Raw genomic sequence first — 20,955 nt, forward strand, 5'->3', positions numbered from 1 at the left:
GTAGCTTCCGGGCGGGCCCGCCCGGTCGGGGCGGGCCGGGGAGGGGAGCGCGATGACCGGCACGATCACCGTCCGCACCGAGGGGCCGGTCACGCTGATCGGCATCGACCGGCCCGAGCGGCGCAACGCCGTGGACGGGCCGACCGCCGCGGCGCTCGCGGCGGCGTTCCGCGCCTTCGACGCCGACCCCGATGCCGCCGTCGCCGTCCTGTACGGCGAGGGCGGCACGTTCTGCGCGGGCGCGGACCTGCGCGCGCTCGGCACCGCCGACGGCAACCGCGCGGACCGCGGCGGGGACGGCCCGATGGGGCCGTCGCGGCTGCGGCTGTCCAAGCCGGTGATCGCGGCGGTGGAGGGCCACGCCGTGGCGGGCGGGCTGGAGCTGGCGGTCTGGGCCGACCTTCGGGTGGCCGCCGAGACGGCGGTGTTCGGGGTGTACTGCCGGCGCTGGGGCGTCCCGCTCATCGACGGCGGGACGGTGCGGCTGCCCCGGCTGATCGGGCAGAGCCACGCGCTGGACCTGATCCTGACGGGCCGGCCGGTGGACGCCGCCGAGGCGCTGCGGATCGGCCTGGCCAACCGGGTGGTGCCCGAGGGTCAGGCCGTCCGGGCGGCGGTGGAGCTGGCCGGGACGCTCGCCCGGTTCCCGCAGACCTGCCTGCGGCGCGACCGGGCGTCGGTGCTGGACCAGTGGGGCCTGGACGAGGAGGCCGCCATGGTGGCGGAGTTCCGCCACGGCGAGCACTCCCTCGCAGAGGCCCTGGAGGGGGCGGCCCGGTTCGCCTCCGGCGCGGGCCGCCACGGCTCCTTCGAGGGCTGAGCCGGTCAGGCCGCCCCGTCCAGGAGCTTGGTGAAGAAGGCGCGGACGTCCCCGGCGAACAGGTCGGGGACCTCCATCGCCGCGAAGTGGCCGCCGCGCTCGAACTCGCTCCAGTGCACGATGTTGTGGGCGCGCTCGGCGATCGGCCGCACCGACAGGACGATGTCGTGCTTGAAGACCGCGACGCCGACCGGGACGCGGGTCGGCGCGGCGCCGAAGCCGCTCTCCTTGGTGAGGCGCGCGGCCGACCCGGCGGTGGCGGTGAACCAGTACAGCGCGACGTCGGTGAGAATGCGGTCGTCGCCGATGTCGCTGGCGGGGTCGGGCCACTCGTGGAACTTCTCGGCGATCCAGGCGAGCTGCCCGACGGGCGAGTCGGTGAGGGCGTAGGCGACCGTCTGCGGGCGGGTGCCCTGGAGCACCTGGTAGCCGGGGCGGTTCGCGGCCATCGCCATGGTGGCGGCGAGCCGCTCGCGGTCCTCGGCGCCGAGGGCGCTCTCGTCGCCGGCCGAGGGCGTCGGCAGGTAGTTCAGGTGGACGCCGACGACGTGCTCGGGGGCGGCCGCGGCGAGGGCGCGGGCGATCCCGGCGCCCCAGTCGCCGCCCTGCGCGCCGTAGCGGTCGTAGCCGAGGCGCTCCATCAGCGCGGCGAAGGCGCGGGCGACGCGGTCCGCGCTCCAGCCGCGCTCGCGGGTCGGGCCGGCCGGGCCGAAGCCGGGGATGGAGGGGATGACCAGGTGGAAGTCGCGGGACAGGTCGTCGATGACGTCCAGGAACTCCAGGACCGAGCCGGGCCAGCCGTGCACGAGCAGCAGCGGCAGCGCGTCGGGCGCGGCGGCGCGGACGTGCAGGAAGTGCAGGCGCTGGCCGTCGATCTCGGTGGTGAACTGCGGGTGGCGGTTCAGCTCGGCCTCGTGGGCGCGCCAGTCGTAGCCGTGGCGCCAGCGGTCGGCCAGCGCGCGGACGCGGGCGAGGGGGATGCCGTAGTCCCAGCCGGCGCCCTCGACCTCGTCGGGCCAGCGGGTGCGGTCCAGGCGGGCGGCGAGGTCGTCCAGGTCGGCCTGGGGGACGTGCAGGCGGAAGGGAGTGATCATCGGGACTCCAGAAGTTGGCCGAACCAATGTTGGTGATGCCAACGTTAGCATTCGTTGGCGCGGCCAACAAGTGGGTAGGGTGGGCGCATGACGTCAGAGGACCGGCCGCTCACGCGGCTGCGGGAACTACCGACCTGGCTCGTCTCGCAGGTCGCCGGGCAGGGCCACCGGCTGCTCTCCGAGCGGCTCGCCGCGGCGGGCACGCGCGGCTACGACACCCGGCTGCTGGCCGCCCTGCTGGAGCACGGCCCGGCCAGCCAGGCCGAGCTCGGGCGGCGCACCGGCATCGACCGCAGCGACGTGGTCGCCTCGCTCAACGACCTGGCGGCGGCCGGCCTGGTGGAGCGCTCCCCCGATCCCGGCGACCGCCGCCGCAACATCGTCACCGTCACCGAGGACGGGCGGCGGGCGTTCGCGGGCTTCGCCCGGATCATCGACGGCGTCCAGGACGACCTGCTCTCCCCCCTGTCGGCCGCCGAGCGCGCGGAGCTGATCCGGCTGCTGTCGGCCCTGAACGAGCACCATGGCGCGAAGGCGCCTTGGCAGGGCGCTGGCGAATAGCGGGGGTCCGGCAGAACCCCGGACGGGCAGGTTCCCCGGTGGAACGGGGGGCGCGATGACGGACGTGCCGGAGGAGTACCTGCCGATCGGCGACCACGGTCTCATCGGGGACCTGCGCACGGCGGCGCTGGTCGGCCTGGACGGGCGCATCGACTGGTTCTGCGCGCCCCGCTTCGACTCCCCCAGCGTGTTCGGGGCGCTGCTGGACGCCGGGAAGGGCGGCGCGTGGGAGATGGCGCCGCGCTGCGAGCACGCCGAGCACCAGCAGTTCTACTTCCCCGACACCAACATCCTGATCACCCGTTTCCTCACCGAGGACGGCATGATCGAGGTGCAGGACTTCATGCCGGTCCTGAAGGAGCGCGACCCCGACCACCGGCAGCGGCTGGTGCGGCGCGTCGTCGGCGTCCGCGGCACGATGCGGGTGCGGACGCGCGTCGCGCCGCGCCTGAACTACGCGCGCGACCCGCACCGGCTGGAGCTGCTGCCCGGCGGCGCGCGCTTCACCGGCCCCGCCCTGACGCTGTCGCTGCGCAGCACCGTGGACCTGGCGGCCGACGGCGGCGACGCGACCGGCGAGTTCGAGATCTCCGAGGGCCGCACCGAGCTGTTCGTCCTGGAGGCGACACCGGGCGGCGCCCCGGCGGACGCCCCGGCGGGCGGTGATCTGGACGGCGACCTGGACGGCGCGGACTCCGAGCGGCTGTTCGACGCCACGGCGGCGTTCTGGCGACGCTGGCTGGCGGGCTCGTCCTACACCGGCCGCTGGCGCGAGACGGTGCACCGCTCGGCGCTCACGCTGAAGCTGCTCACCCACGAGCCGACCGGCGCCGTCGTCGCGGCGCCGACGCTCGGGCTGCCCGAGCACTTGGGCGGGGAGCGCAACTGGGACTACCGCTACGTGTGGATCCGGGACGCGGCGTTCTCGCTGTACGCGCTGCTGCGGCTCGGCTTCACCGCCGAGGCCGAGGCGTTCGTGGACTGGCTGGCGCGCTGCCTGCGGCGGGCCGGGGACGGAGCGAAGGGGCCGCTGCGCGTCATGTACTCCATCGACGGCGACGCCGACCTGCCCGAGGAGGAGCTCGGCCACCTGGAGGGCTACCGGGGGTCGCGGCCGGTGCGGATCGGCAACGGCGCGACGGGCCAGCTGCAGCTCGACGTCTACGGCGAGCTCGTCGACTCGGTGTACCTGTTCGACAAGCACGGCACCGGCATCTCGCACGAGACCTGGTCGGACCTGTCGGCCGTGCTGGGGTGGCTGCTGGACCACTGGGACCAGCCCGACGAGGGCGTCTGGGAGACCCGCGCGGGGCGCCAGGACCACACCTACTCGCGGTTGATGTGCTGGGTCGCGGTCGAGCGGATGGTGCGGGTGGCGCGCCGGCGCGGGCTGCCCGCCGACCTGACGCGCTGGACGAGCGTCCGCGACCGGATCTACCGCCAGATCATGGAGCGCGGCTGGGACGCCGAGCGCGGCACGTTCGTGCAGCGCCTGGCGCCCGATGACGGCGCGGCGCCCGCGCCGGTGCTGGACGCCTCGCTGCTGCTGATGCCGATGGTGAAGTTCCTGGCGCCGCACGATCCGCGCTTCCTCGGCACGCTCGCCGCGATCGGCGCGGAGCTGGTGACCGACAGCCTGGTGTTCCGCTACGACCCGGCGATGAGCCCCGACGGCCTGGCCGGCGCGGAGGGCACGTTCTCGATCTGCTCGTTCTGGTGGGCGGAGGCGCTGGCGCGGGCCGGGCGCGTCGAGGAGGGGCGGGTGGCGCTGGAGAAGACCTTCACCTACGCCAACCACCTCGGCCTGTACGCCGAGCAGATCGGCCCGACCGGCGACCAGCTGGGCAACTTCCCGCAGGCGTTCACCCATCTGGCGCTGATCAGCGCGGCCGTCAACCTGGACCGGACGCTCGGCTGATCACCGCGGGCCGGTGACGAGCGCGGGGTGGCGCGGGTCGTCGACCCGGACCGGCACGTCGGCGGCGTCCTCGGGGCCGGTCTCGGCGCGGTAGCGGTCGTAGGCGGGCAGCGTCCAGGCCAGGTCGGGGGCGGTGCGGCGGGCCAGGGCGGCGGGCGAGAGCGCGAGGTGGACGGTCAGGTCGAAGGGCAGGCCGCGGCCGAGCAGCAGGGCGCCGTCGACCAGGACGACGCCGCCGGGCGGCAGCGTGCGGTAGGGCGCGCGGGTGGCGCGGTCGGCGGCGGCGTCCCGCAGGCTGGGCAGGAAGCGGCCGCTGCCGCCGGGCTCCAGCGGGGCGAGCACCTCGCGGGTGAGGGCGCCGGTGTCGAGCCAGAGGTCGTGGAAGGCGTCGGGGTCGCGGCGGCCGTGCTCGTAGCGCAGCGACGCCGGGCGCAGGAAGCCGCCGGCGGGCACGCGGACGGCGGGGCGGCCGAGCACGCGCAGCGGGTCCACCAGGGCGTCGGCCAGGTCGCCGGGGGACGCGGCGGGGGCGCCGTCGATCGCGACGCGCACCCACCGGTCGCGGGGCGCGGCGGCGATGCGGTCGCCGATCTCGGCGACCAGCGCCTCGGGTGTGATCGGCCTGACCTGCATCGCCCCCCACGGTAGCGGCCCCGGCCGCGCTGATCGCGGCGCGGGCGGGGCCGGGCGACAGGGCGGCCCGAGGGCCGGAAAACCGGTTGGCCGGCGGAGGCGCGCTTCGCTACAACCGGTACATGTTGCGCAAATATCCGCGCACCCGGCATCTGCAGGGTTCCCGGTTGCAGACGGGCGACCACGATCTGGCGGCGGTGCCGTTCGCCGAGATCGCCGGGCGGTTCCTGGTCGTGGAGGAGAAGCTGGACGGCGCCAACTGCGGCGTCAGCTTCGACGCCGGCGGGCAGCTGCTGCTGCAGAGCCGGGGCCACTACCTGACGGGCGGGCCGCGCGAGAAGCAGTTCGCGCCGCTGAAGGCGTGGGCGGCGTCGGTGCAGCACCTGCTGTGGCCACGGCTGGGCGAGCGGTACGTGATGTACGGCGAGTGGCTGTACGCCAAGCACACCGTCTTCTACGACGCCCTCCCCCACTACTTCTGCGAGTTCGACGTGCTGGACCGGGCCGAGGGGGCGTTCCTGTCGACGGCGCGGCGCCGCGAGCTGCTGGCGGGCGCGCCGGTGGTGCCGGTGCCGGTCCTGCACGAGGGCCCGCTGGCGAACGTGCGGGAGCTGACGTCGCTGGTGGGGCCGTCGACGTGCCGGACGCCCGCGTGGCGGGAGGCGCTGCGCGCGGCGGCGGTCGCGGGCGGCGCCGACCCCGACCGGGTGGCGGCCGAGACCGACGCGCACGAGGAGATGGAGGGCCTCTACATCAAGGTCGAGGAGGGGGGCCGCACCGTGGACCGCTTCAAGTGGGTGCGCGCCAGCTTCCTCAACACGATCGCCGACGCGGGGACGCACTGGCAGGACCGTCCGCTGGTCGCCAACGGCCTCGCCGATCCGGAGGTGCTGTATGCGGGCGGCTGAGCCGGGGGCGTGGGACGGCGGCCCGTTCGCGGCGCTGTGCCCGGCGCCGCCGTCCTGGCAGGTGCCCTGGGAGCGGGTCCGCGAGGCGTTCGGGTGGGTGCGCGACCTGGCGGGCGTCGAGCAGGACGCGGTGCACCACGCCGAGGGCGATGTGGAGGTGCACACGCGGATGGCGTGCGAGGCGCTGGCGGGGCTGGCGGAGTGGCGGGCGCGCCCGGCCGCCGAGCGGGTGCGGCTGTTCGCGGCGGTGCTGCTGCACGACGTCGCCAAGCCGTACTGCACCGCCCGCGACGACGACGGCCGCGTCACCGCGCGCGGGCACTCGCGGCGCGGGGACCTGATGGTGCGGCGGATCCTGTGGGAGCTGGGGGCGCCGGTGGCCTGGCGCGAGCACGTGGCGGCGCTGGTGCGCCACCACCAGGTGCCGTTCTGGGCGCTGGAGCGGCCCGACCTGCGGCAGATCGCGTTCCGGGTGAGCCTGCTGGCCCGCAACGACGACCTGGTGCTGCTGGCGACGGCCGACATCCTCGGCCGGATCTGCGGCGACACCGCCGAGGTGCTGGAGAGCGTGGAGCTGTACCGGGAGTTCTGCGCCGAGCAGCGCTGCCTGGACGCGCCGCGGCTGTTCCCCTCCGACCATGCGCGGTTCTGGTACTTCCGCAAGCCGGACCGCGATCCCGACTACGCCGCCTACGACGACACGCGGCTGACGGCCACGGTGCTGTCGGGGCTGCCGGGCGTCGGCAAGGACCACTGGATCGCCGCGCACCGGCCGGGCGTGCCGGTGGTGAGCCTGGACGCGCTGCGCGCCGAGCTCGGCATCGGGCCGGGCGCCGACCAGCGTCCGGTGGCGGCCGCCGCCTACGAGCGGGCCCGCGAGCATCTGCGGGCGGGCCGGTCGTTCGTGTGGAACGCCACCAACGTGTCGCGGCAGCTGCGCGAGCAGTGCACGGGCCTGGTCGCCGACTACCGGGGGCGGGTGGAGGTGGTGGCGCTGGAGGCGGCGCCGGGGGTGCTGCGGGCGCGCAACCGGGCGCGTCCGGCGCCGGTGCCCGACGCGGTGATCGACCGGCTGGTGCGGCGGTGGGAGACCCCCGACCCGACCGAGGCGCACCGGGTGGAGTGGACCGTGACGGGCTGACCCGTCCCGGCCCGCTCCCCTCGGGGTGTTCAGCGGGTGGGGTCGACGGCGATGCGGACGGCGTCGCCGCGGGCGGCTTCGGCGAGGGCGTCGTCCAGGCGCGACAGCGGGTGGACGGTGCCGAGGAGGTCGGCGACGGGCAGGCGGGCGGCGTTGCGCTCGGTCCAGGCGACGGCCTCGGCCAGGTGCTCGGGGGCGTAGTTGTGGACGCCGCGCACGGTGAGCAGGCCGCGCACGACGTCCTCGGCCTCCCAGTCCAGCGGCGCGCCGGGCGAGACGGTGCCGGCGAGCACGATGGTGCCGCCGGTGACGGTGCGCGCGACGGCGCGCCGGGCGGCGGCGGGGGCGCCCGACAGTTCGAGGTAGGCGTCGGCGCGGGGCGGTTCGGCGGCCGCGTCCAGGGCTCGGGCGGCGCCCATGCGCAGGGCGGTCGCGCGGCGGCGCGGGTCGGGGTCGAGGACGGTGACGGTCGCGCCGCGTCCGGCGAGCATGGCGGTGGCCAGCAGGCCGAGCAGGCCGGCGCCGCACACGGTGACGTCGCTCCGGTCGGTGTCGCCCGCGGCGGCGACGGCGGCGACGGCCGTGGCGGTGGCGCAGCCGAGCGGCGCGGCGAGGGCGGCGGGCAGGGCGGGGTCGACGGCGGCGAGCGGCGTGCCCTTGCGGACGCGCAGGTGGGTGGCGTAGCCGCCCGACAGCGGGCCGGCGTCGGCCAGCGGAGCGTGCCCGTACTTGAACAGGCGCTCGCATTTCTGCGGCAGGCCGCGGCGGCAGCGGGCGCAGCGCCCGCAGGCGGCGTAGATGCCGACGGCGACGCGGTCGCCGGTGCGGACGGGGCGGCCCCGCACGTCCAGGCGGGCGGGGCCGCCGCCGGTGCGGGCGACGGTGCCGACGGCCTCGTGGCCGAGGACGCCGGGCGCGGGGCCGGGGCGGCGGCCGGAGACGGTGTGCAGGTCCGAGCCGCAGACGGTGGCCAGCTCGACGCGGACGAGCAGCTCGCCGGGTGCGAGGTCGACCTCGTCGACGGCGAGGGGGCGGTGCGGGGCGTCCGGGCCGGGCCAGACCATGGCGGTGGCGGGCGGGTGCAGGGCGAGGGTCACGGGGCGAGCCTTCTGCGGACGAGGGAGCTCAGCACGTCCACCGCCACGACCAGGACGAGCACCATGAGGATGTAGGTGAGCATCTGGTCGAAGCGGAACTCCTGGATGGACTGGTTGATGAGGAAGCCGATGCCGCCGGCGCCGACCAGGCCGAGGACCAGGGAGGCGCGCACGTTGACGTCCAGGCGGTAGAGGACCAGGCCGACGAGCTGGGGCAGGCAGGCGGGCAGGACGGCGTGGGCGACGAGCTGGGTGCGGCGGGCGCCGGCGATGCGCAGGGCCTGGGCGGGGCCGTCGTCGACCTCCTCCATCGCCTCGGCCCACAGCTTGCCCATGACGCCGGTGTTGTTGCAGACCAGCGCGAGGACGCCGGCGAAGGGGCCGAGGCCGACGGCGGTGACGAACACCAGCGCGAACACCACGTCGGGGACGGCGCGCAGGAACGACAGGACGCCGCGGGCAGCCTGGTACACGGCGGCGTTGCCGTTGGTGGCGCGCGAGCCGAGGACGCTGAGCGCGATGGTGAAGGGGATCGACAGGGTGGTGCCGAGCAGCCCGATCCACAGCGTGACCAGGCACGCCTTCAGGCCGTCCTTGACGACGGGGTCCCAGGCGAGGTCCGGGGGGACCGCCTCGGAGACGAAGCGGACCATGCCGTGCCAGCCTTCGGCGAGCATGCCGAGGTCCATCTCGGCGCCGATCCAGGCGGCGACGTGCAGCGCGGCCAGGACGGCGAGGACGGCGGCGCCGGTGGCGAGAGTGCGGGGGTCGCGCCGCCGGCGCGGGACGGGCAGGCGCCGCGGGGCCGGTTCGGGGGCGAGCGCGCTCATGCGGGGACCTCCTGGTCCACGACGTACAGGGCCGACACCTGGTCGGCGGTGACGGCGGCGGTGGGGGCGGCGAAGGCGATGCGGCCGTCGCGCAGGCCGACGAGGCGGTCGGCGTGGCGGCGGGCGAGTTCGGGCTGGTGCAGGACGGCGGCGACGGCGAGGTTCTCGGTGCGGGCCAGGTCGGTCATGACGGCCATGACGTTCTCGGCGGCCGAGGGGTCCAGGGCCGAGACCGGTTCGTCGGCGAGCAGGACCTCGGCGCGCTGGCAGAGGGCGCGGGCCAGGGCGACGCGCTGCTGCTGGCCGCCCGACAGGGCGCCGACGCGCTCGTGCGCGCGGCCCGCGAGGCCGACGCGGTCCAGGCAGCCCATGGCCTCCTCGCGCAGGGCGCGGGGGAAGGCGGCGGGCGACCAGGAGCGGGTGATCGGGAGGCGGCCGAGGGCGCCGGCGCAGACGTTGTCCAGCGCCGAGCGCCGCCGCACCAGGTGGATCTGCTGGAAGACCATGGCGACGCGGGTGCGGGCGCGGGCGGCGGCGCGCGTCCCGTCGAGCAGGTCGGCGCCGTGGACGCCGGCGCGCCCCTCGTCGGGGCGCACGAGGCCGACGACGCATTTGAGGGCGGTCGACTTGCCCGACCCGTTGGCCCCGAGGAGCGCCACCACCTCCCCGGGAGCCACGTCCAGGTCGAAGCCCGTCAGCACGGTGCGGCCGCCGAAGGACTTGCGCAGCCCCCGGACGGTGAGGGCGGCGGTCGCCGGTGCGGGGGTGGTGGTGGTCTCCATCGGCGTGTCCTAGACGTCCTTCTCGGTGAGGCCGAGGCTCTGGGCGAGGTCGAACAGGGGCTGGTAGTTCTGCTTGGTGACCGGGACGAGGGGGCCGGGCTCGACGTCGAGGTAGGAGCCGACCTTGGCGACGTCCTGGGGGCTGAGGGAGGTGAGGGCGGCGACGAGCTTGGCGCGGAAGGCCGGGTCCAGGTCCTTGGACACGGTGATGGGGTCGTTGGGGATGGGGTCGGACGCCCAGATCTGCTTGAACTTCGCCGGGTCGAACTGGCCCTCCTTGGTGGAGGTCGCCTGCTGCTGGGTGTTGATCTCGGCGGCGTCGACCTTGCCGTTGGTGAGGGCGAGCAGCGACTGGGGGTGGCCGCCGGCGTACTGGAGCTTGACGTCGCCGGCGCCGAGGCCGGCCTTTTTCAGGGCGTAGCGGGGCAGGGCGTCGCCGGAGGTGGAGCCGGTGTCGGACAGGGCGAGGGTGTGGCCCTTGAGGTCGGTGAGGGAGGCCAGGGGGCTGTCCTTCTTCACCCAGATGCCGGCCTTGTAGCTGGACACGGTCTTGTCGGGGTTGCCGAAGGACGCCACGGCCTCGGCGCCGGCGCGCTGGGCGGCGAAGACGTAGCCGAGCGGCCCGAACTGGGCGATTTCCAGCTTCTTGTTCTGCATGGCGAGGACCTCGGCGGAGTAGCCCTGCACGATCTGGACCTCGACGGGGCAGCCGAGCTTGGCCTGCAGCGCGCTGCCGAGGGTCTTGTAGGCGGGGGTGAGCTTGGCGGCGTCCTCGAACGGCTCGACGCCGAAGCGGATCTTGCCGTGGGGGCAGGCGTCCTTGCTCGCGGACGCCTTGCCGTCGCTCCCGCAGCCGGTGAGGGCGAGGGCGGCGGCCGGCACGAGGGCGGCCAGGGCGAGGGGAAGCCGGAATCGGCGCATGGTCGGGCCTTTCAGAGGAGGGAGTCGAGGACGGCCTGGGCCAGGCCGTGCGCGGTGGTCATGCCGATGCCGGAGGTGACCGAGACGGCGCGGACGCCGCTCGCCACCTCCGCGTCCAGGAAGTCGGTGCGGTCGGAGGAGGCGTACTCGCCGCGCCAGCGGCGCAGCACGCGCAGGCCGGGGACGCCGAGCAGCCGCGCGCCCTCGCGCAGCAGCAGCTCGGCGGTGTCCTCGTCGTCGAAGGGCGTGTGGGTGGCGGCGTAGTGGTGGGTGTCGCCGAGGACGATGGCGCCGTCGGGGCGCTGGGTGAACATCAGGTTGACGCCGGCGTCCAGCAGTTCGGGCGACGCGGCGGTGACGGCGTCGCGCAGGGCGGCGGCGGAGGGCTGGGCGGCGAAGCCGCTGTAGCGCAGCAGGGACAGGCCGGTGAGGACGCCGGGGGCGACGCGCAGGCCGCCGGGGGCGGCGACCTCCAGCATCTGCAGGCGGCAGCGGGTCATGCCGGCGGCGTCGGCGGCGGCGGGGTGCAGGCGGTCGAGGTCGTGGCCGACGGCGAGGACGGTGCGGTCGGCGCGCACGTCGCCGCGGGAGGTGCGCACGAGGCCGGGCTCGGCGGACAGGACGCTGGTGCGCCAGGCGATGGGGACGCCGCGCCCGGCGAGCCAGGCGGCGAGGGCGGGGATCGCGGCGCGCGGGTCCAGGCGCAGGTCCAGCGGCAGCAGGGCGCCGCCGAGCGGCGCGGCGCCGGGGGCGGGCAGGTGGCGGGCGACGCCGGCGGCGTCCAGCAGGCGGACCTGGTCGGGGCCGCGGTCGGCGGCGAACTCCTCCAGGACGGCCATCTCCTCGGGGCGGCGGGCGACGACGAGGGTGCCGCTCTCGGCGACGGCGAGGCCGGTCTCGGCGGCGAGGCGGAGCCAGCGGTCGCGGGCGGCCAGGGCGTAGCCGAGGGCCGGGCCGTCCTGGGCGGTGGTGCAGATGTGGCCGAAGTTGCGGACCGAGGCGCCGGCGGCGAAGGCGTCGCGCTCCACGACGGCCACCGACAGGCCGCGCAGGTGGGCCTCGACGGCGTGGGCGAGGCCGACGACGCCGGCGCCGGCCACCAGGAGGTCGACGCGGCCGGCGGGCAGCCCGGCGGCCAGCCCGGTGGGCAGGCCGGTGGGCAGGGCGCCGGGCGGCTGCGGGGCCGGTTGCGGGGGCGGGGTCATGGCCCTGAGATTCGTGGCCGCGGCGCGGCGCCGTCAAGGCGGAACGCGTCTTGTACAAACAAGTTAACCTCCGCTTCATCCTGCTGCTTTCCGGCGTTCCCGGACGTTGACAGGACGGCGCGCGCAACTTGTATGGTCAACTCATGTCGTCAGGACCACTGCACGCCAGGCTCGCCGACGCGCTGCGCGAGCGGATCGTCTCGGGGGCGCTGGCCGTCGGCGCGCCGCTGCCGTCGGAGGCCCATCTGGTCGAGGAGTTCGCGCTCTCGCGGGGCACCGTCCGCCAGGCGCTGTCGGCGCTGCGCCACGAGGGCCTCATCGAGGGCGGGCGGGGGCGGCGCCCGGTGGTGCGGCGGCGCCCGATGGGCCAGCCGTTCGAGACGTTCCTGTCGTTCACCGCGTGGGCGCTGCAGTCGGGGCACGTCCCGGGCCAGCGCACCATCGAGCTCGCGCGGCGCGGGGCGGGCCCGGAGGCGGCGGCGGCGCTCGGCGTCGCGCCCGGCGAGCCGGTCGTGGACGTGCTGCGGCTGCGGCTGCTGGACGGCGAGCCGGTCATGCTGGAGCGCAGCACCTTCACGCTGGCGATCGGGCGGCTGCTGTTCGACTTCGACCCCGACGCCGGCTCGATCTACGCGGGCCTGCACGAGCGCGGCGTCGACATCGCCGGCGCCACCCACACCATCGACGCGATCGCGGCGCCGGGCGAGGACGCCCGGCTGCTCGGCGTCGCCAAGGGCGGCCCGCTGCTGCGCGAGCGCCGCACCGCGACCACCACCGGCGGCGACCCGGTGGAGTACGCCGACGACCGCTACCGCCCCGACCGCGCGACCTTCACCATCGCCAACGCCCGCGCGCACCATCTGGCGTTCGCGCGCACCCTGCCCGACCAAGGAGAGACCCCGTGAGTGCTCACCCCCCGTTCGCCCTGGCCGCCCTGGACATGGCCGGCACGACCGTCCAGGAGGGCGGCGCCGTCTACGCCGCCCTCGACGAGGCCGTCGCCGCCCGCATCGGGCGGGCCGTGCCGGCCGAGACGCTGCACCGCTGGACCGGCACCAGCAAGCGCGAGGCCGCGGCGGGCCTGCTCACCGAGCTGACCGGCGCCGCCGCGGAGGCCGACGTGGACGCGGTGTACGCCGATTTCACCGTCCGGCTCGCCGAGGCGTACGCGGCGTCCCCGCCGGTGGCGCTGCCGGGGGTGACCGAGGCGGTCGGGGAGCTGCGCGCCGCGGGCGTCAAGGTGGTGCTGCAGACCGGCTACTCGCGGGAGGTCGCCACCTCGATCCTGAAGGCGATGGGCTGGACCGTCGCGGACGGCGCCGGGGGGACCGTGGACGGGCTGGTCGCCAGCGACGAGGTCGCCGCGAGCCGTCCCGCGCCCTACCTGGTGTTCCGGGCGATGGAGCTGGCGGGCGTGACGGACGTCGCGCGGGTGCTGGTCGCCGGCGACACCCCCAACGACCTGCGGGCGGGGGTGAACGCGGGCGCGGGGTTCGTGGTCGGCGTCCTGTCGGGGGCGGGCACGGCGCCCGAGCTCGGCGCGTGCCGCCACACCCACCTGCTGGAGTCGGCGGCGCTGCTTCCCGGTCTGCTCTAGCGGCCCCCGCGGGCGCCCCTGATCGTCCCGGCGTTCGCCCCCGGGGGCGTGCGTGGCTGCCGTAGCCTGGGCCGTTCGGGCGCCCTGGGGGGAGACGGGCGCGATCCCGGGAGGTCGTCCTCTGCACGGCGGGGAGCAGGGCGGGAGCGAGGGGCCGGCACGCGAGTGCACCGGCCGGGTGGTGGCGCGGCCGGCGTCCGGCGAGGGCGGCGAGGCGGCGCCGCGCGAGCTGCTGGACGCGCTGGACGAGGCGCTGGTGATGCTGGACGCCGCGGGCCGCGTCGGGGGCCTCAACGCCGCCGCCCGCGCCCTGCTGCCGGGGGTGTCGCCCGGGTCGGCGCTGCGCGACGCGCCGGTGCCGGAGCTGCGCGAGGCGCAGGCGGCGGGGCGGGCGCGGTTCGACGGGCTGTACCGGGGGCGGCGGCTGACGGGCCGCTGGGTCGGGCTGCCGAGCGGGCGGTCGGCGTGGGTGGTGCGCGATGTGACGCGGGAGCGGGCGCGCGAGGACGAGCTGCTGGAGGAACGCCGCCGCAAGGCGCTGCTGGCGCGCACCGGCCGCGCCCTGTCGGGGACGCTGCACCTGCGGCGCGCGCTGTCGCTGGCGGCGCGGCTCAGCGTGGACACCCTGGCCGACGGCGCGGCGGTGACGCTGCTGTGTCAGCCGGGGCTGGCGGAGACGGCGGTGTGCGGCGGCGAGGACGTGGTGTTCCGGACCGGCCCGCCGGCCGGTGCGGGCACGGTGCGGGTGCTGGGCACCGGGCGGCTGGAGCGGCACGAGGGGGTGACGGCGCGCCAGGGGGCGGACTTGTGCGCGCCGGGGCTGGCGCCGCCGGAGTCGGGCAGCGTGCTGTTCGTGCCGCTGCTGGCGCGCGGCGCGTGCCTGGGGGTGCTGACGCTGGTGCGGGCCTGCCCCTACGGGGACGCCGAGCTGGAGCTGGTGCGCGAGCACGCCGAGCGGATCGCCGCGGTGCTGGACACCGCGTCGCTGTACCGGCTGCAGTCGGTGGCGGGCGAGCGGCTGCGGGCGGCGCTGCGTCCGGCGCCGCTGCCGGAGGTGCCGGGCACGCGCCTGGGGGTGGCCTACCGGACGTCGGGGCGGGGCGCGCTGATCGGGGGCGACTTCTGCCAGGTGCTGCACTCGGCGTCGGAGGGGTGGCTGTTCGCGATCGGCGACGTGTGCGGGGAGGGCATCGGCGCGGCCGTCTACAGCGCCCGGGTGCGGCACGCGCTGGAGACGGTCGCGGTGGCGGGCGGTCCGCTGGAGGAGGGGCTGGCGCTGCTGAACCGGACGCTGGCGGCGTCGGGCGAGGCGCGGTTCGTGTCGCTGGTGGCGGGCCGGCTGCGGGTGCGCGGCGACGGTTCGGTGGGGGTGGCGCTGATCGGGGGCGGGGCGCCCGATCCGGTCGTGGTGCGCGAGGGCGGGGGCGTGGAGCGGGTGGCGCTGGGCGGGACGGTCGTGGGGGCGCTCCCGGAGATCGGTTTCGGGCGGGCCGGGGTGGAGCTGGCGCCCGGGGACGCGCTGTACGTCTGCACCGACGGGGTGCACGAGGCGCGCGACCCGCAGGGGCGGCGGTTCGGGACGGCGCGGCTGCTGGAGGCGCTCGGCACGTGCGCGGGGGCGCCGCCGGGGGCGGTGGTGCAGCGGGTGGAGCAGCTGGTGGTGGAGCATCTGGACGACCGCGAGCACGACGACCTGGCGCTGTTCGGGGCGCAGGCGTGGCCGGCCGGGCACCGGATGCGGGGCACGCGGTGAGCGGGGCGGGGGCCGCCGGGGTCGCGGCGGCCGGCGAGGTGTACTTCGCGGCGCTGCGGGACGCCGACGAGGACGCGGCGGTGGGCGCGGCGCTGGGGCTGCTGGCGGGCGGCCTGTCGGTGCCACAGGTGCTGGCGTCGCTGGTGGTGCCGGCGCAGCGGCGGGTGGGGGCGTGCTGGGAGGGCGGGCGGTGGGACGTGGCGCGCGAGCACGCCGCGACCCACATCAGCGACCGGGTGGTGGCGGCGCTGGGGGCGCGGCTGCCGGAGGTGCCGCGGCGCGGGCGGGTGGTGCTGGCGTGCGTGGACGGGGAGTGGCACGCGCTGGCGGCGCGGATCGTCGGGGAGACGCTGCGGGCGGGCGGCTGGCGGGTGACGTTCCTGGGCGCGAGCACCCCGGCGGCGCGGCTCGGGGAGTACGTGCGGGAGGTCGGGCCGGACGCGGTGGCGCTGTCGTGCTCGGTGGCGGCGTGGCTGCCGACGGCGCGGACGATGGTGCGGGCGGCGCGGGGCGTGGCGGTGCCGGTGCTGGCGGGCGGGCCGGGGTTCGGGCCGGACGGCCGGTGGGCGCGGGCGCTCGGCGCGAACGCCTGGGCGCGCGACGCCGCGCATGCGGTGGAGCTGCTGGGCGGCGGCTGGCCGCACTACGCCGAGCCGGCGCCGCCGCTGGCCGTCCCCGATGACGAGTTCGAGCGGTTCGGGGCGCGGCGGGCGCTGCTGGCCGAGCGGCTGCGCGGCGCGCTGTGCGGGGAGGGGCCGGCGGCGCTGGGCGAGGGGTTCGGGCGGTTGCCGGGGTTTCTGGCGGCGGCGCTGCTGGTCGATGACGAGGAGGTGCTGGTGGCCCAGGTGCGGTGGCTGGCGGGGATGCTCGCGGCGCGGGGGGTGGAGCCGCGGGCGGTGGGCGCGGCTCTGGCGCGGGCCGCGGGACTGCTGGAGGGTTTCCCGCGGGCGAGGCGGATGCTGGCGGCGGCACGGGCCGACGTGGGCGGCTGACGGGGCTGGCGCCTGACGGGGCGGGCTGCTCGCAGGGCGGGCGGGGGTGCTGGCAGACTGCGCGCGTCAGCGGGTCGGCCGGGTGCGGAGGGTGCGGGATGGGCGTGTCGGGGCAGGTCGCGGTGGTGACGGGGGCGGGGTCGGGGATCGGCGCGGCCGTCGCGCGGGCGCTGCTGGACGGCGGCTACGGCGTGGTGCTGGCGGGGCGCCGCGAGGAGCGGCTGCGGCGGACCGCCGAGGGGTTCCCCGAGGAGCGGGCGGCGGTCGTCCCGGCGGACGTGACGGATCCGGCGTCGGTGGAGGCGCTGTTCGCGGCGGCCGGCGACCGGTTCGGCCGGGTGGACCTGCTGGTGAACAACGCGGGGGTGTTCGGGACGCCCGCCCCCGTCGAGGAGGTCGGGTTCGGCGAGTGGCAGCGGGTGCTGCAGACCAACCTGACGGGGGCGTTCCTGTGCGCGCAGCGGGCGTTCGCGATGATGCGGGCGCAGTCGCCGCAGGGCGGGCGGATCATCAACAACGGGTCGCTGTCGGCGCACGTGCCGCGGCCGGGGCAGGTCGCCTACACCGCGAGCAAGCACGCGATGAGCGGGCTGACCAAGTCGCTGTCGCTGGAGGGGCGGGCGTACCGGATCGCGTGCGGGCAGATCGACGTCGGCAACGCCGCCACCGACATGACGGCCTCCTTCGGCGGCGGGACGCCGCAGGCCGACGGGTCGGTGAGGGCGGAGCCGGTGATGGACGTGTCGGCGGTGGTGGCGGGCGTCCTCTATATGGCGGGCCTGCCGCTGGAGGCCAACGTGCAGTTCATGAGCGTGCTGGCCACCGCGATGCCCTCGTTCGTCGGCCGCGGCTAGCGCGGGTCGGCTCCCCCGCCGCGCTGCTCGCCCGTGGTCGGGGCGGCGGTGGTGAGGGCGTCGGCGGGGCGCAGGGCCAGGCGCAGGCCGAGGGAGGTGAAGACCAGCAGGAGCCAGGCGGCGCCCGTCCAGGCGGAGGCGTCCTTGCCGAAGGCGGCCTGGACGGCGACGGTGGCGATGAACCACAGGGCGCAGGCCAGGGGGTGCCAGCGCAGCAGGCCGCGCCAGCGTCCGGCGACCGCGACGGCGATGCCGAGGACGAGCAGGTAGAGCTGCGACAGCGGCCAGGAGGCGTCCAGGACCGCGGCCCAGGCGGGCAGCTTGTCGTCGTAGGTCTCCAGGCTGGTGATGGCGTAGACGTTGAAGGCGGCGGCCAGGGGCATCAGGGCCAGTTCGGGCAGGGGCAGGAAGCGGCCCTTGCGGGCGCCGGTGGCGCGGGTGGCCAGCAGCGTCCAGCTGAGGGCGAACAGGCCGATGACGTAGGCGATGCCGGTGACCTCCTGGGGGACGACGACCTCGTCGGTGTCGGTGCCGTAGACGGCGGCGGCGGTGCCCCAGGCCAGGGAGCCGGCGGCGAGCAGGGCGCCGGCGGCGCGGACGGCGGCGGCGGGCGGCCCGGCGGTGGCGGTGCGGGTGGCGGGCTGGTGGGTCTGCATGGGTGGTCCCTTCGGTCGGGTGGTGCTGGTGCGAGGTTGGGCGCGCGGCGTCCCGGGCGGGAAGGGCGCGGGCGCCCCGGCGGTGCCCCGGATCGCCCGGGGCGCGGTGCCCTGGCGGGTTGGGACGCTGCTCCCGGGCAGGCGGGACGTCCCCGGGGCGATGCTGGTGCGATGAGGGGTGCCGAGCAGGGCCGCGACGAGGTCCGGGACGCCGCCCGGGACGCCGGGCAGGACGCCGGGCAGGGCCGCGCCGCGCGCGCCGATGGTCGCCTGGCGCGGGCAGCGGTGGTGCTGGCGGTGCTGGGGACGGCGGCGACGGCGGCGACGGTCTGGCTGGACGTGCTGGTGGGTGCGGGGCCGGCCGGTCCGCGGCTGCCGGCGCCGCTGGACTGGCCGCACTGGGGATCGGCGCTGGCGGGGTGGCCGCTGATGGTGGCGGGCGGGGTGCTGGGGACGCGGCTGCCGCGGCATCCGATGACGTGGCTGCTGCTGGCGGGCGGGGCGGTCGCGGTGGCCGACGGTGCGGGGGCGGCGTACGCGGGGCTGTCGCTGCTGCATCACGGGGGCGGGCTGCCGCTGACGTCGGCGGCGGTGTTCGTCGGTGCGCGCTTCGGTCCGGCGATCAACCTGCTGGTGCCGGTGACGCTGCTGTTCTTCCCCGACGGGGGCCTGCCGTCGCGGCGGTGGCGGTGGCCGGTGCGGTGCGCGGTCGGCGCGCAGGCGCTGGGGGTCGTGCTGGCGCTGATGATGCCGTGGTGGGAGTTCTCCCTGCACGAGCGGCTGTCGCCGGCGCTGCGCGGTCTGTCGCTGGATCCGCTGTCGCCGCCGCTGCCGCCGGGGTTCTGGCAGGTGGCGATGCCGCTGTGCCGGGATTCGTTCTTCGCGGCGTTCGCGGTGGCGGTGGCGGCGTTCGCGGTGCGGTTCCGGCGGGCCGGGGAGGTGCGGCGGGCGCAGCTGCGGTGGATGCTGCTGGCGGTGCTGGTCGACATCGCCATCGTGGGGGGCAGTTCGGCGCTGACGGTGGCGGGGCCGGACTGGGCGCTGTGGTGGGTGGGCGACATCGCCTTCGCGCTGATGCACGCGGTGGTGGCGGCCGCGGTGGTGGTGGCGGTGGCGCGCCACCGGCTGTACGACGTCGATCTGCTGCTCGGGTGGACGCTGCTGTACGGGGCGGTGGCGGTGGCGGTGATCGCGGTGGACACCGCGGTGTTCGTCGGGGCGGGGCGGGTGTTCGACGATCCGGTGGCGGCGGTGCTGGCGGCGGGGGTGGTGGCGGTGCTGTACGGGCCGCTGCGGCTGCGGTTGCAGCGGTGGGTGACGCGGCTGGTGACGGGCCGGGGCGATCCGTACGACGTGGTGTCGGCGCTGGCGCGCCGGCTGGAGGACTCGCGGGGGCCCGACGAGCTGCTGGCGGAGGTGGCGCGGGTGGTGGCGGTGTCGTTCCGGTCGCCGTACGTGCGGGTGGAGCTGGAGCGGAGCGGGGGCGGGGCGGTGGTGGTGGAGCACGGGCGGCGGCGGGCGGACGCGGTGGTGCTGCCGTTCGCCTACCGGGGGGTGCGGATCGGGACGCTGGCGCTGGTGGCGCGGGCGGGGGCGCGGCTGTCGGAGGCCGACCAGCGGCTGCTGGCCGACATGATCCGGCAGGCCGCGGCGGCGGCGCGGGCGACGGCGCTGGCGGTGGATCTGCAGGCCAGCCGGGAGCAGCTGGTGTCGGGGATCGCCGAGGAGCGGCGGCGGCTGCGGCGGGACCTGCACGACGGGCTGGGCCCGTCGCTGGCGGCGGCCGCGTTGAAGATCGAGGCGGCGCGGGCGCTGGCGTCCCGGGACGCCGGCGCGGCCGACGCGACGCTGGCGGACGTGCGGGGCGACCTGTCGGTGGTGCTGGGCGACGTGCGGCGGCTGGTGCACGATCTGCGGCCGCCGTCGCTGGACCAGTTCGGGCTGGCGGGGGCGGTGGAGCAGCTGGCCGGCCGGTTCCGGTCGCGGGCGCTGTCGGTGGCGGTGGAGTGCGGGGAGGGCCTGGGGGTGCTGCCGGCGGCGGTGGAGGAGGCGGCGTACCGGATCGTCGGGGAGGCGCTGCACAACGTGGCGCGGCACGCGGGGGCGTCGGGGTGCGCGGTGCGGCTGGCGGCGGGGGCGCGGGAGCTGCGGGTGGAGGTCGCCGACGACGGGCACGGGGTGCCGCCGGGGGTGGTGGCGGGCGTGGGGCTGGTGGGGATGCGCGAGCGGGCCGAGGAGCTGGGCGGCCGCTGCGAGGTGGCGGCGCGTCCCGAGGGCGGTACGCGGGTGCTGGCGACGCTCCCCTACGGCCCCGCGGGCCGCGCGGCGGGCACGGGGGCTCGCGTCGGCGCCGGAGCGGGTGCGGGCTCGGGTGGCCGGGGCCGGGCGGTGGAAGGGAGCGGGGTGTGAGCGGACCGCGGGTGCTGATCGCCGATGACCATCCGATGTACCGGGACGGGCTGCGGCTGGCGCTGGAGTCGTCGGGCCGGGTGCGGGTGGTGGGCGTGGCGGACGGCGGGGCGGCGGCGGTGGAGCTGGCGGCGCGGCTGCGTCCGGACGTGGTGGTGATGGACCTGGCGATGCCGGGAGTCGACGGGGTGGAGGCGACGCGCCGCATCCTGTCGGCCGCGTCAGGTGCGGCGGCCTCAACGGCTGCGGCGGGCGCGGTCGTGCCGGGGGTGCTGGTGCTGACGATGCACGACGATGACGAGCACGTGCTGGCGGCGATGCTCGCGGGGGCGCGCGGTTATCTGGTGAAGGGCGCCGGGCAGCAGGAGATCGTGCGGGCGGTGGAGGTGGTGCACGGCGGCGATGTGATCTTCGGGGCGGCGCTGGCGGGCCGCGTGGCGTCCTATTTCGCGGTGCGGGCGGGTGCGGACGCGCGGGGCGGGGCGGGTCCGGGGGACGCGGCGGGCGCGGCGGCGCTCCCCCGGTTGACGGCGCGGGAGCGGCAGGTGCTGGAGCTGATCGCGGCCGGCCTGTCCAACGCGCAGATCGCGGGGCGGCTGGGATTGGCGTCCAAGACCGTCCGCAACAACGTGTGCACGATCTTGGCCAAGCTCCAGGTCGCCGACCGGGAGGCCGCGGCGACGGTCGCGGCGCGATCGCCAGGACTCGGGCGGGGTTTCGACCGTTGACCGGCGCCGGCACCGGCTCGGTCGCGGCGCGGCGGCGTCCGCGCGGGGCGGGGGTG

Annotated in this window: 20 protein-coding genes; 12 read left to right on the top strand and 8 right to left on the bottom strand. The window is 76.9% G+C overall.

Annotation, left to right across the window (positions count from 1 at the left end; genetic code table 11):
• Window positions 1-52: 52 nt before the first annotated feature.
• Window positions 53-820 (top strand): crotonase/enoyl-CoA hydratase family protein, encoded by a 768-nt coding sequence (locus K1Y72_RS10110; RefSeq protein ID WP_220165453.1) that lies wholly within the window; start codon window positions 53-55, stop codon window positions 818-820.
• A 5-nt stretch (window positions 821-825) separates the two neighbouring features.
• Here K1Y72_RS10110 and K1Y72_RS10115 read toward each other — a convergent pair whose 3' ends face one another.
• Window positions 826-1,914 (bottom strand): epoxide hydrolase family protein, encoded by a 1,089-nt coding sequence (locus tag K1Y72_RS10115; protein ID WP_220165455.1) that lies wholly within the window; start codon window positions 1,912-1,914, stop codon window positions 826-828.
• A gap of 87 nt (window positions 1,915-2,001) precedes the next feature.
• On the opposite strand from K1Y72_RS10115, the gene K1Y72_RS10120 reads away from it, so the two are divergent.
• Together K1Y72_RS10120 and K1Y72_RS10125 are read left to right on the top strand one after the other, a co-directional pair.
• Entirely contained in the window at window positions 2,002-2,475 is a 474-nt protein-coding gene (locus K1Y72_RS10120; protein WP_220165456.1) for a MarR family winged helix-turn-helix transcriptional regulator, read from the top strand.
• Window positions 2,476-2,530: 55 nt separating this feature from the next.
• On the top strand, window positions 2,531-4,393 hold the full coding sequence (locus K1Y72_RS10125; protein WP_220165457.1) for a glycoside hydrolase family 15 protein: 1,863 nt from the start codon (window positions 2,531-2,533) through the stop codon (window positions 4,391-4,393).
• Here K1Y72_RS10125 and K1Y72_RS10130 read toward each other — a convergent pair whose 3' ends face one another.
• Window positions 4,394-5,026: a nucleoside/nucleotide kinase family protein gene (locus K1Y72_RS10130; RefSeq protein WP_220165458.1), complete on the bottom strand. Its 633-nt coding sequence runs from the start codon at window positions 5,024-5,026 to the stop codon at window positions 4,394-4,396.
• Between the two features lie 122 nt (window positions 5,027-5,148).
• Between K1Y72_RS10130 and K1Y72_RS10135 the strand changes: the two genes are divergently transcribed.
• Together K1Y72_RS10135 and K1Y72_RS10140 are read left to right on the top strand one after the other, a co-directional pair.
• Window positions 5,149-5,934 (top strand): RNA ligase family protein, encoded by a 786-nt coding sequence (locus K1Y72_RS10135; RefSeq protein WP_220165459.1) that lies wholly within the window; start codon window positions 5,149-5,151, stop codon window positions 5,932-5,934.
• Window positions 5,921-7,075 (top strand): AAA family ATPase, encoded by a 1,155-nt coding sequence (locus tag K1Y72_RS10140; RefSeq protein ID WP_220165460.1) that lies wholly within the window; start codon window positions 5,921-5,923, stop codon window positions 7,073-7,075. The genes K1Y72_RS10135 and K1Y72_RS10140 overlap by 14 nt, the downstream gene beginning before the upstream one ends.
• Window positions 7,076-7,104: 29 nt before the next feature.
• Here K1Y72_RS10140 and K1Y72_RS10145 read toward each other — a convergent pair whose 3' ends face one another.
• The 5 genes from K1Y72_RS10145 to K1Y72_RS10165 are packed head-to-tail and all read right to left on the bottom strand — an operon-like array spanning window position 7,105 to window position 11,910.
• On the bottom strand, window positions 7,105-8,172 hold the full coding sequence (locus K1Y72_RS10145) for an alcohol dehydrogenase catalytic domain-containing protein (RefSeq protein WP_220165461.1): 1,068 nt from the start codon (window positions 8,170-8,172) through the stop codon (window positions 7,105-7,107).
• Window positions 8,169-9,002, bottom strand: coding sequence for a phosphonate ABC transporter, permease protein PhnE (phnE, locus tag K1Y72_RS10150; RefSeq protein ID WP_220165462.1), 834 nt, complete (start codon window positions 9,000-9,002; stop codon window positions 8,169-8,171). The genes K1Y72_RS10145 and phnE overlap by 4 nt, the downstream gene beginning before the upstream one ends.
• Window positions 8,999-9,784 (bottom strand): phosphonate ABC transporter ATP-binding protein, encoded by a 786-nt coding sequence (locus K1Y72_RS10155; RefSeq protein WP_220165463.1) that lies wholly within the window; start codon window positions 9,782-9,784, stop codon window positions 8,999-9,001. Before K1Y72_RS10155 ends, phnE begins: the two co-directional genes overlap by 4 nt.
• A 9-nt stretch (window positions 9,785-9,793) precedes the next feature.
• Window positions 9,794-10,705: a phosphate/phosphite/phosphonate ABC transporter substrate-binding protein gene (locus tag K1Y72_RS10160; RefSeq protein WP_220165466.1), complete on the bottom strand. Its 912-nt coding sequence runs from the start codon at window positions 10,703-10,705 to the stop codon at window positions 9,794-9,796.
• Between the two features lie 11 nt (window positions 10,706-10,716).
• Window positions 10,717-11,910, bottom strand: a complete 1,194-nt coding sequence (locus K1Y72_RS10165; RefSeq protein WP_220165468.1) for a TIGR03364 family FAD-dependent oxidoreductase — start codon at window positions 11,908-11,910, stop codon at window positions 10,717-10,719.
• A 143-nt stretch (window positions 11,911-12,053) separates the two neighbouring features.
• Between K1Y72_RS10165 and K1Y72_RS10170 the strand changes: the two genes are divergently transcribed.
• The 5 genes from K1Y72_RS10170 (at window position 12,054) to K1Y72_RS10190 (ending at window position 17,106) form a co-directional block, all read left to right on the top strand.
• Window positions 12,054-12,815 (top strand): GntR family transcriptional regulator, encoded by a 762-nt coding sequence (locus K1Y72_RS10170; protein WP_220165469.1) that lies wholly within the window; start codon window positions 12,054-12,056, stop codon window positions 12,813-12,815.
• Complete coding sequence (locus K1Y72_RS10175) at window positions 12,812-13,507, top strand: phosphonatase-like hydrolase (protein ID WP_220165471.1); 696 nt, start codon at window positions 12,812-12,814, stop codon at window positions 13,505-13,507. The genes K1Y72_RS10170 and K1Y72_RS10175 overlap by 4 nt, the downstream gene beginning before the upstream one ends.
• A gap of 52 nt (window positions 13,508-13,559) precedes the next feature.
• On the top strand, window positions 13,560-15,260 hold the full coding sequence (locus K1Y72_RS10180; protein ID WP_220165472.1) for a SpoIIE family protein phosphatase: 1,701 nt from the start codon (window positions 13,560-13,562) through the stop codon (window positions 15,258-15,260).
• On the top strand, window positions 15,257-16,252 hold the full coding sequence (locus K1Y72_RS37080; protein ID WP_220165474.1) for a cobalamin B12-binding domain-containing protein: 996 nt from the start codon (window positions 15,257-15,259) through the stop codon (window positions 16,250-16,252). Before K1Y72_RS10180 ends, K1Y72_RS37080 begins: the two co-directional genes overlap by 4 nt.
• Before the next feature lie 98 nt (window positions 16,253-16,350).
• Window positions 16,351-17,106 carry an SDR family oxidoreductase gene (locus K1Y72_RS10190; protein ID WP_220165476.1) on the top strand — a complete coding sequence of 252 codons (756 nt, stop codon included), beginning with the start codon at window positions 16,351-16,353 and terminating at the stop codon, window positions 17,104-17,106.
• Here the strand turns inward: K1Y72_RS10190 and K1Y72_RS10195 are convergent.
• Window positions 17,103-17,762, bottom strand: a complete 660-nt coding sequence (locus tag K1Y72_RS10195; RefSeq protein WP_220165478.1) for a hypothetical protein — start codon at window positions 17,760-17,762, stop codon at window positions 17,103-17,105. The two genes, K1Y72_RS10190 and K1Y72_RS10195, sit on opposite strands and share 4 nt — an antisense overlap.
• Before the next feature lie 171 nt (window positions 17,763-17,933).
• Here K1Y72_RS10195 and K1Y72_RS10200 point away from each other — a divergent pair, with 171 nt between their 5' ends.
• A complete protein-coding gene (locus K1Y72_RS10200; protein WP_220165480.1) occupies window positions 17,934-20,171 on the top strand; it encodes a sensor histidine kinase in 2,238 nt (745 codons plus the stop codon).
• Complete coding sequence (locus K1Y72_RS10205) at window positions 20,168-20,899, top strand: response regulator transcription factor (RefSeq protein WP_220165482.1); 732 nt, start codon at window positions 20,168-20,170, stop codon at window positions 20,897-20,899. Before K1Y72_RS10200 ends, K1Y72_RS10205 begins: the two co-directional genes overlap by 4 nt.
• Window positions 20,900-20,955: the final 56 nt, after the last annotated feature.

The sequence above is a fragment of the Actinomadura parmotrematis genome, assembly GCF_019458805.1.
Lineage (GTDB): Bacteria > Actinomycetota > Actinomycetes > Streptosporangiales > Streptosporangiaceae > Spirillospora > Spirillospora parmotrematis.

Excerpts from the sequence above, each read along its gene's own strand:
- K1Y72_RS10110 (WP_220165453.1), top strand. The coding sequence starts at position 53 with ATGACCGGCACGATCACCGTCCGCACCGAGGGGCCGGTCACGCTGATC.
- K1Y72_RS10115 (WP_220165455.1), bottom strand. The coding sequence starts at position 1,914 with ATGATCACTCCCTTCCGCCTGCACGTCCCCCAGGCCGACCTGGACGAC.
- K1Y72_RS10120 (WP_220165456.1), top strand. The coding sequence starts at position 2,002 with ATGACGTCAGAGGACCGGCCGCTCACGCGGCTGCGGGAACTACCGACC.
- K1Y72_RS10125 (WP_220165457.1), top strand. The coding sequence starts at position 2,531 with ATGACGGACGTGCCGGAGGAGTACCTGCCGATCGGCGACCACGGTCTC.
- K1Y72_RS10130 (WP_220165458.1), bottom strand. The coding sequence starts at position 5,026 with ATGCAGGTCAGGCCGATCACACCCGAGGCGCTGGTCGCCGAGATCGGC.
- K1Y72_RS10135 (WP_220165459.1), top strand. The coding sequence starts at position 5,149 with ATGTTGCGCAAATATCCGCGCACCCGGCATCTGCAGGGTTCCCGGTTG.
- K1Y72_RS10140 (WP_220165460.1), top strand. The coding sequence starts at position 5,921 with ATGCGGGCGGCTGAGCCGGGGGCGTGGGACGGCGGCCCGTTCGCGGCG.
- phnE (WP_220165462.1), bottom strand. The coding sequence starts at position 9,002 with ATGAGCGCGCTCGCCCCCGAACCGGCCCCGCGGCGCCTGCCCGTCCCG.
- K1Y72_RS10155 (WP_220165463.1), bottom strand. The coding sequence starts at position 9,784 with ATGGAGACCACCACCACCCCCGCACCGGCGACCGCCGCCCTCACCGTC.
- K1Y72_RS10160 (WP_220165466.1), bottom strand. The coding sequence starts at position 10,705 with ATGCGCCGATTCCGGCTTCCCCTCGCCCTGGCCGCCCTCGTGCCGGCC.
- K1Y72_RS10165 (WP_220165468.1), bottom strand. The coding sequence starts at position 11,910 with ATGACCCCGCCCCCGCAACCGGCCCCGCAGCCGCCCGGCGCCCTGCCC.
- K1Y72_RS10170 (WP_220165469.1), top strand. The coding sequence starts at position 12,054 with ATGTCGTCAGGACCACTGCACGCCAGGCTCGCCGACGCGCTGCGCGAG.
- K1Y72_RS10190 (WP_220165476.1), top strand. The coding sequence starts at position 16,351 with ATGGGCGTGTCGGGGCAGGTCGCGGTGGTGACGGGGGCGGGGTCGGGG.
- K1Y72_RS10195 (WP_220165478.1), bottom strand. The coding sequence starts at position 17,762 with ATGCAGACCCACCAGCCCGCCACCCGCACCGCCACCGCCGGGCCGCCC.
- K1Y72_RS10200 (WP_220165480.1), top strand. The coding sequence starts at position 17,934 with ATGAGGGGTGCCGAGCAGGGCCGCGACGAGGTCCGGGACGCCGCCCGG.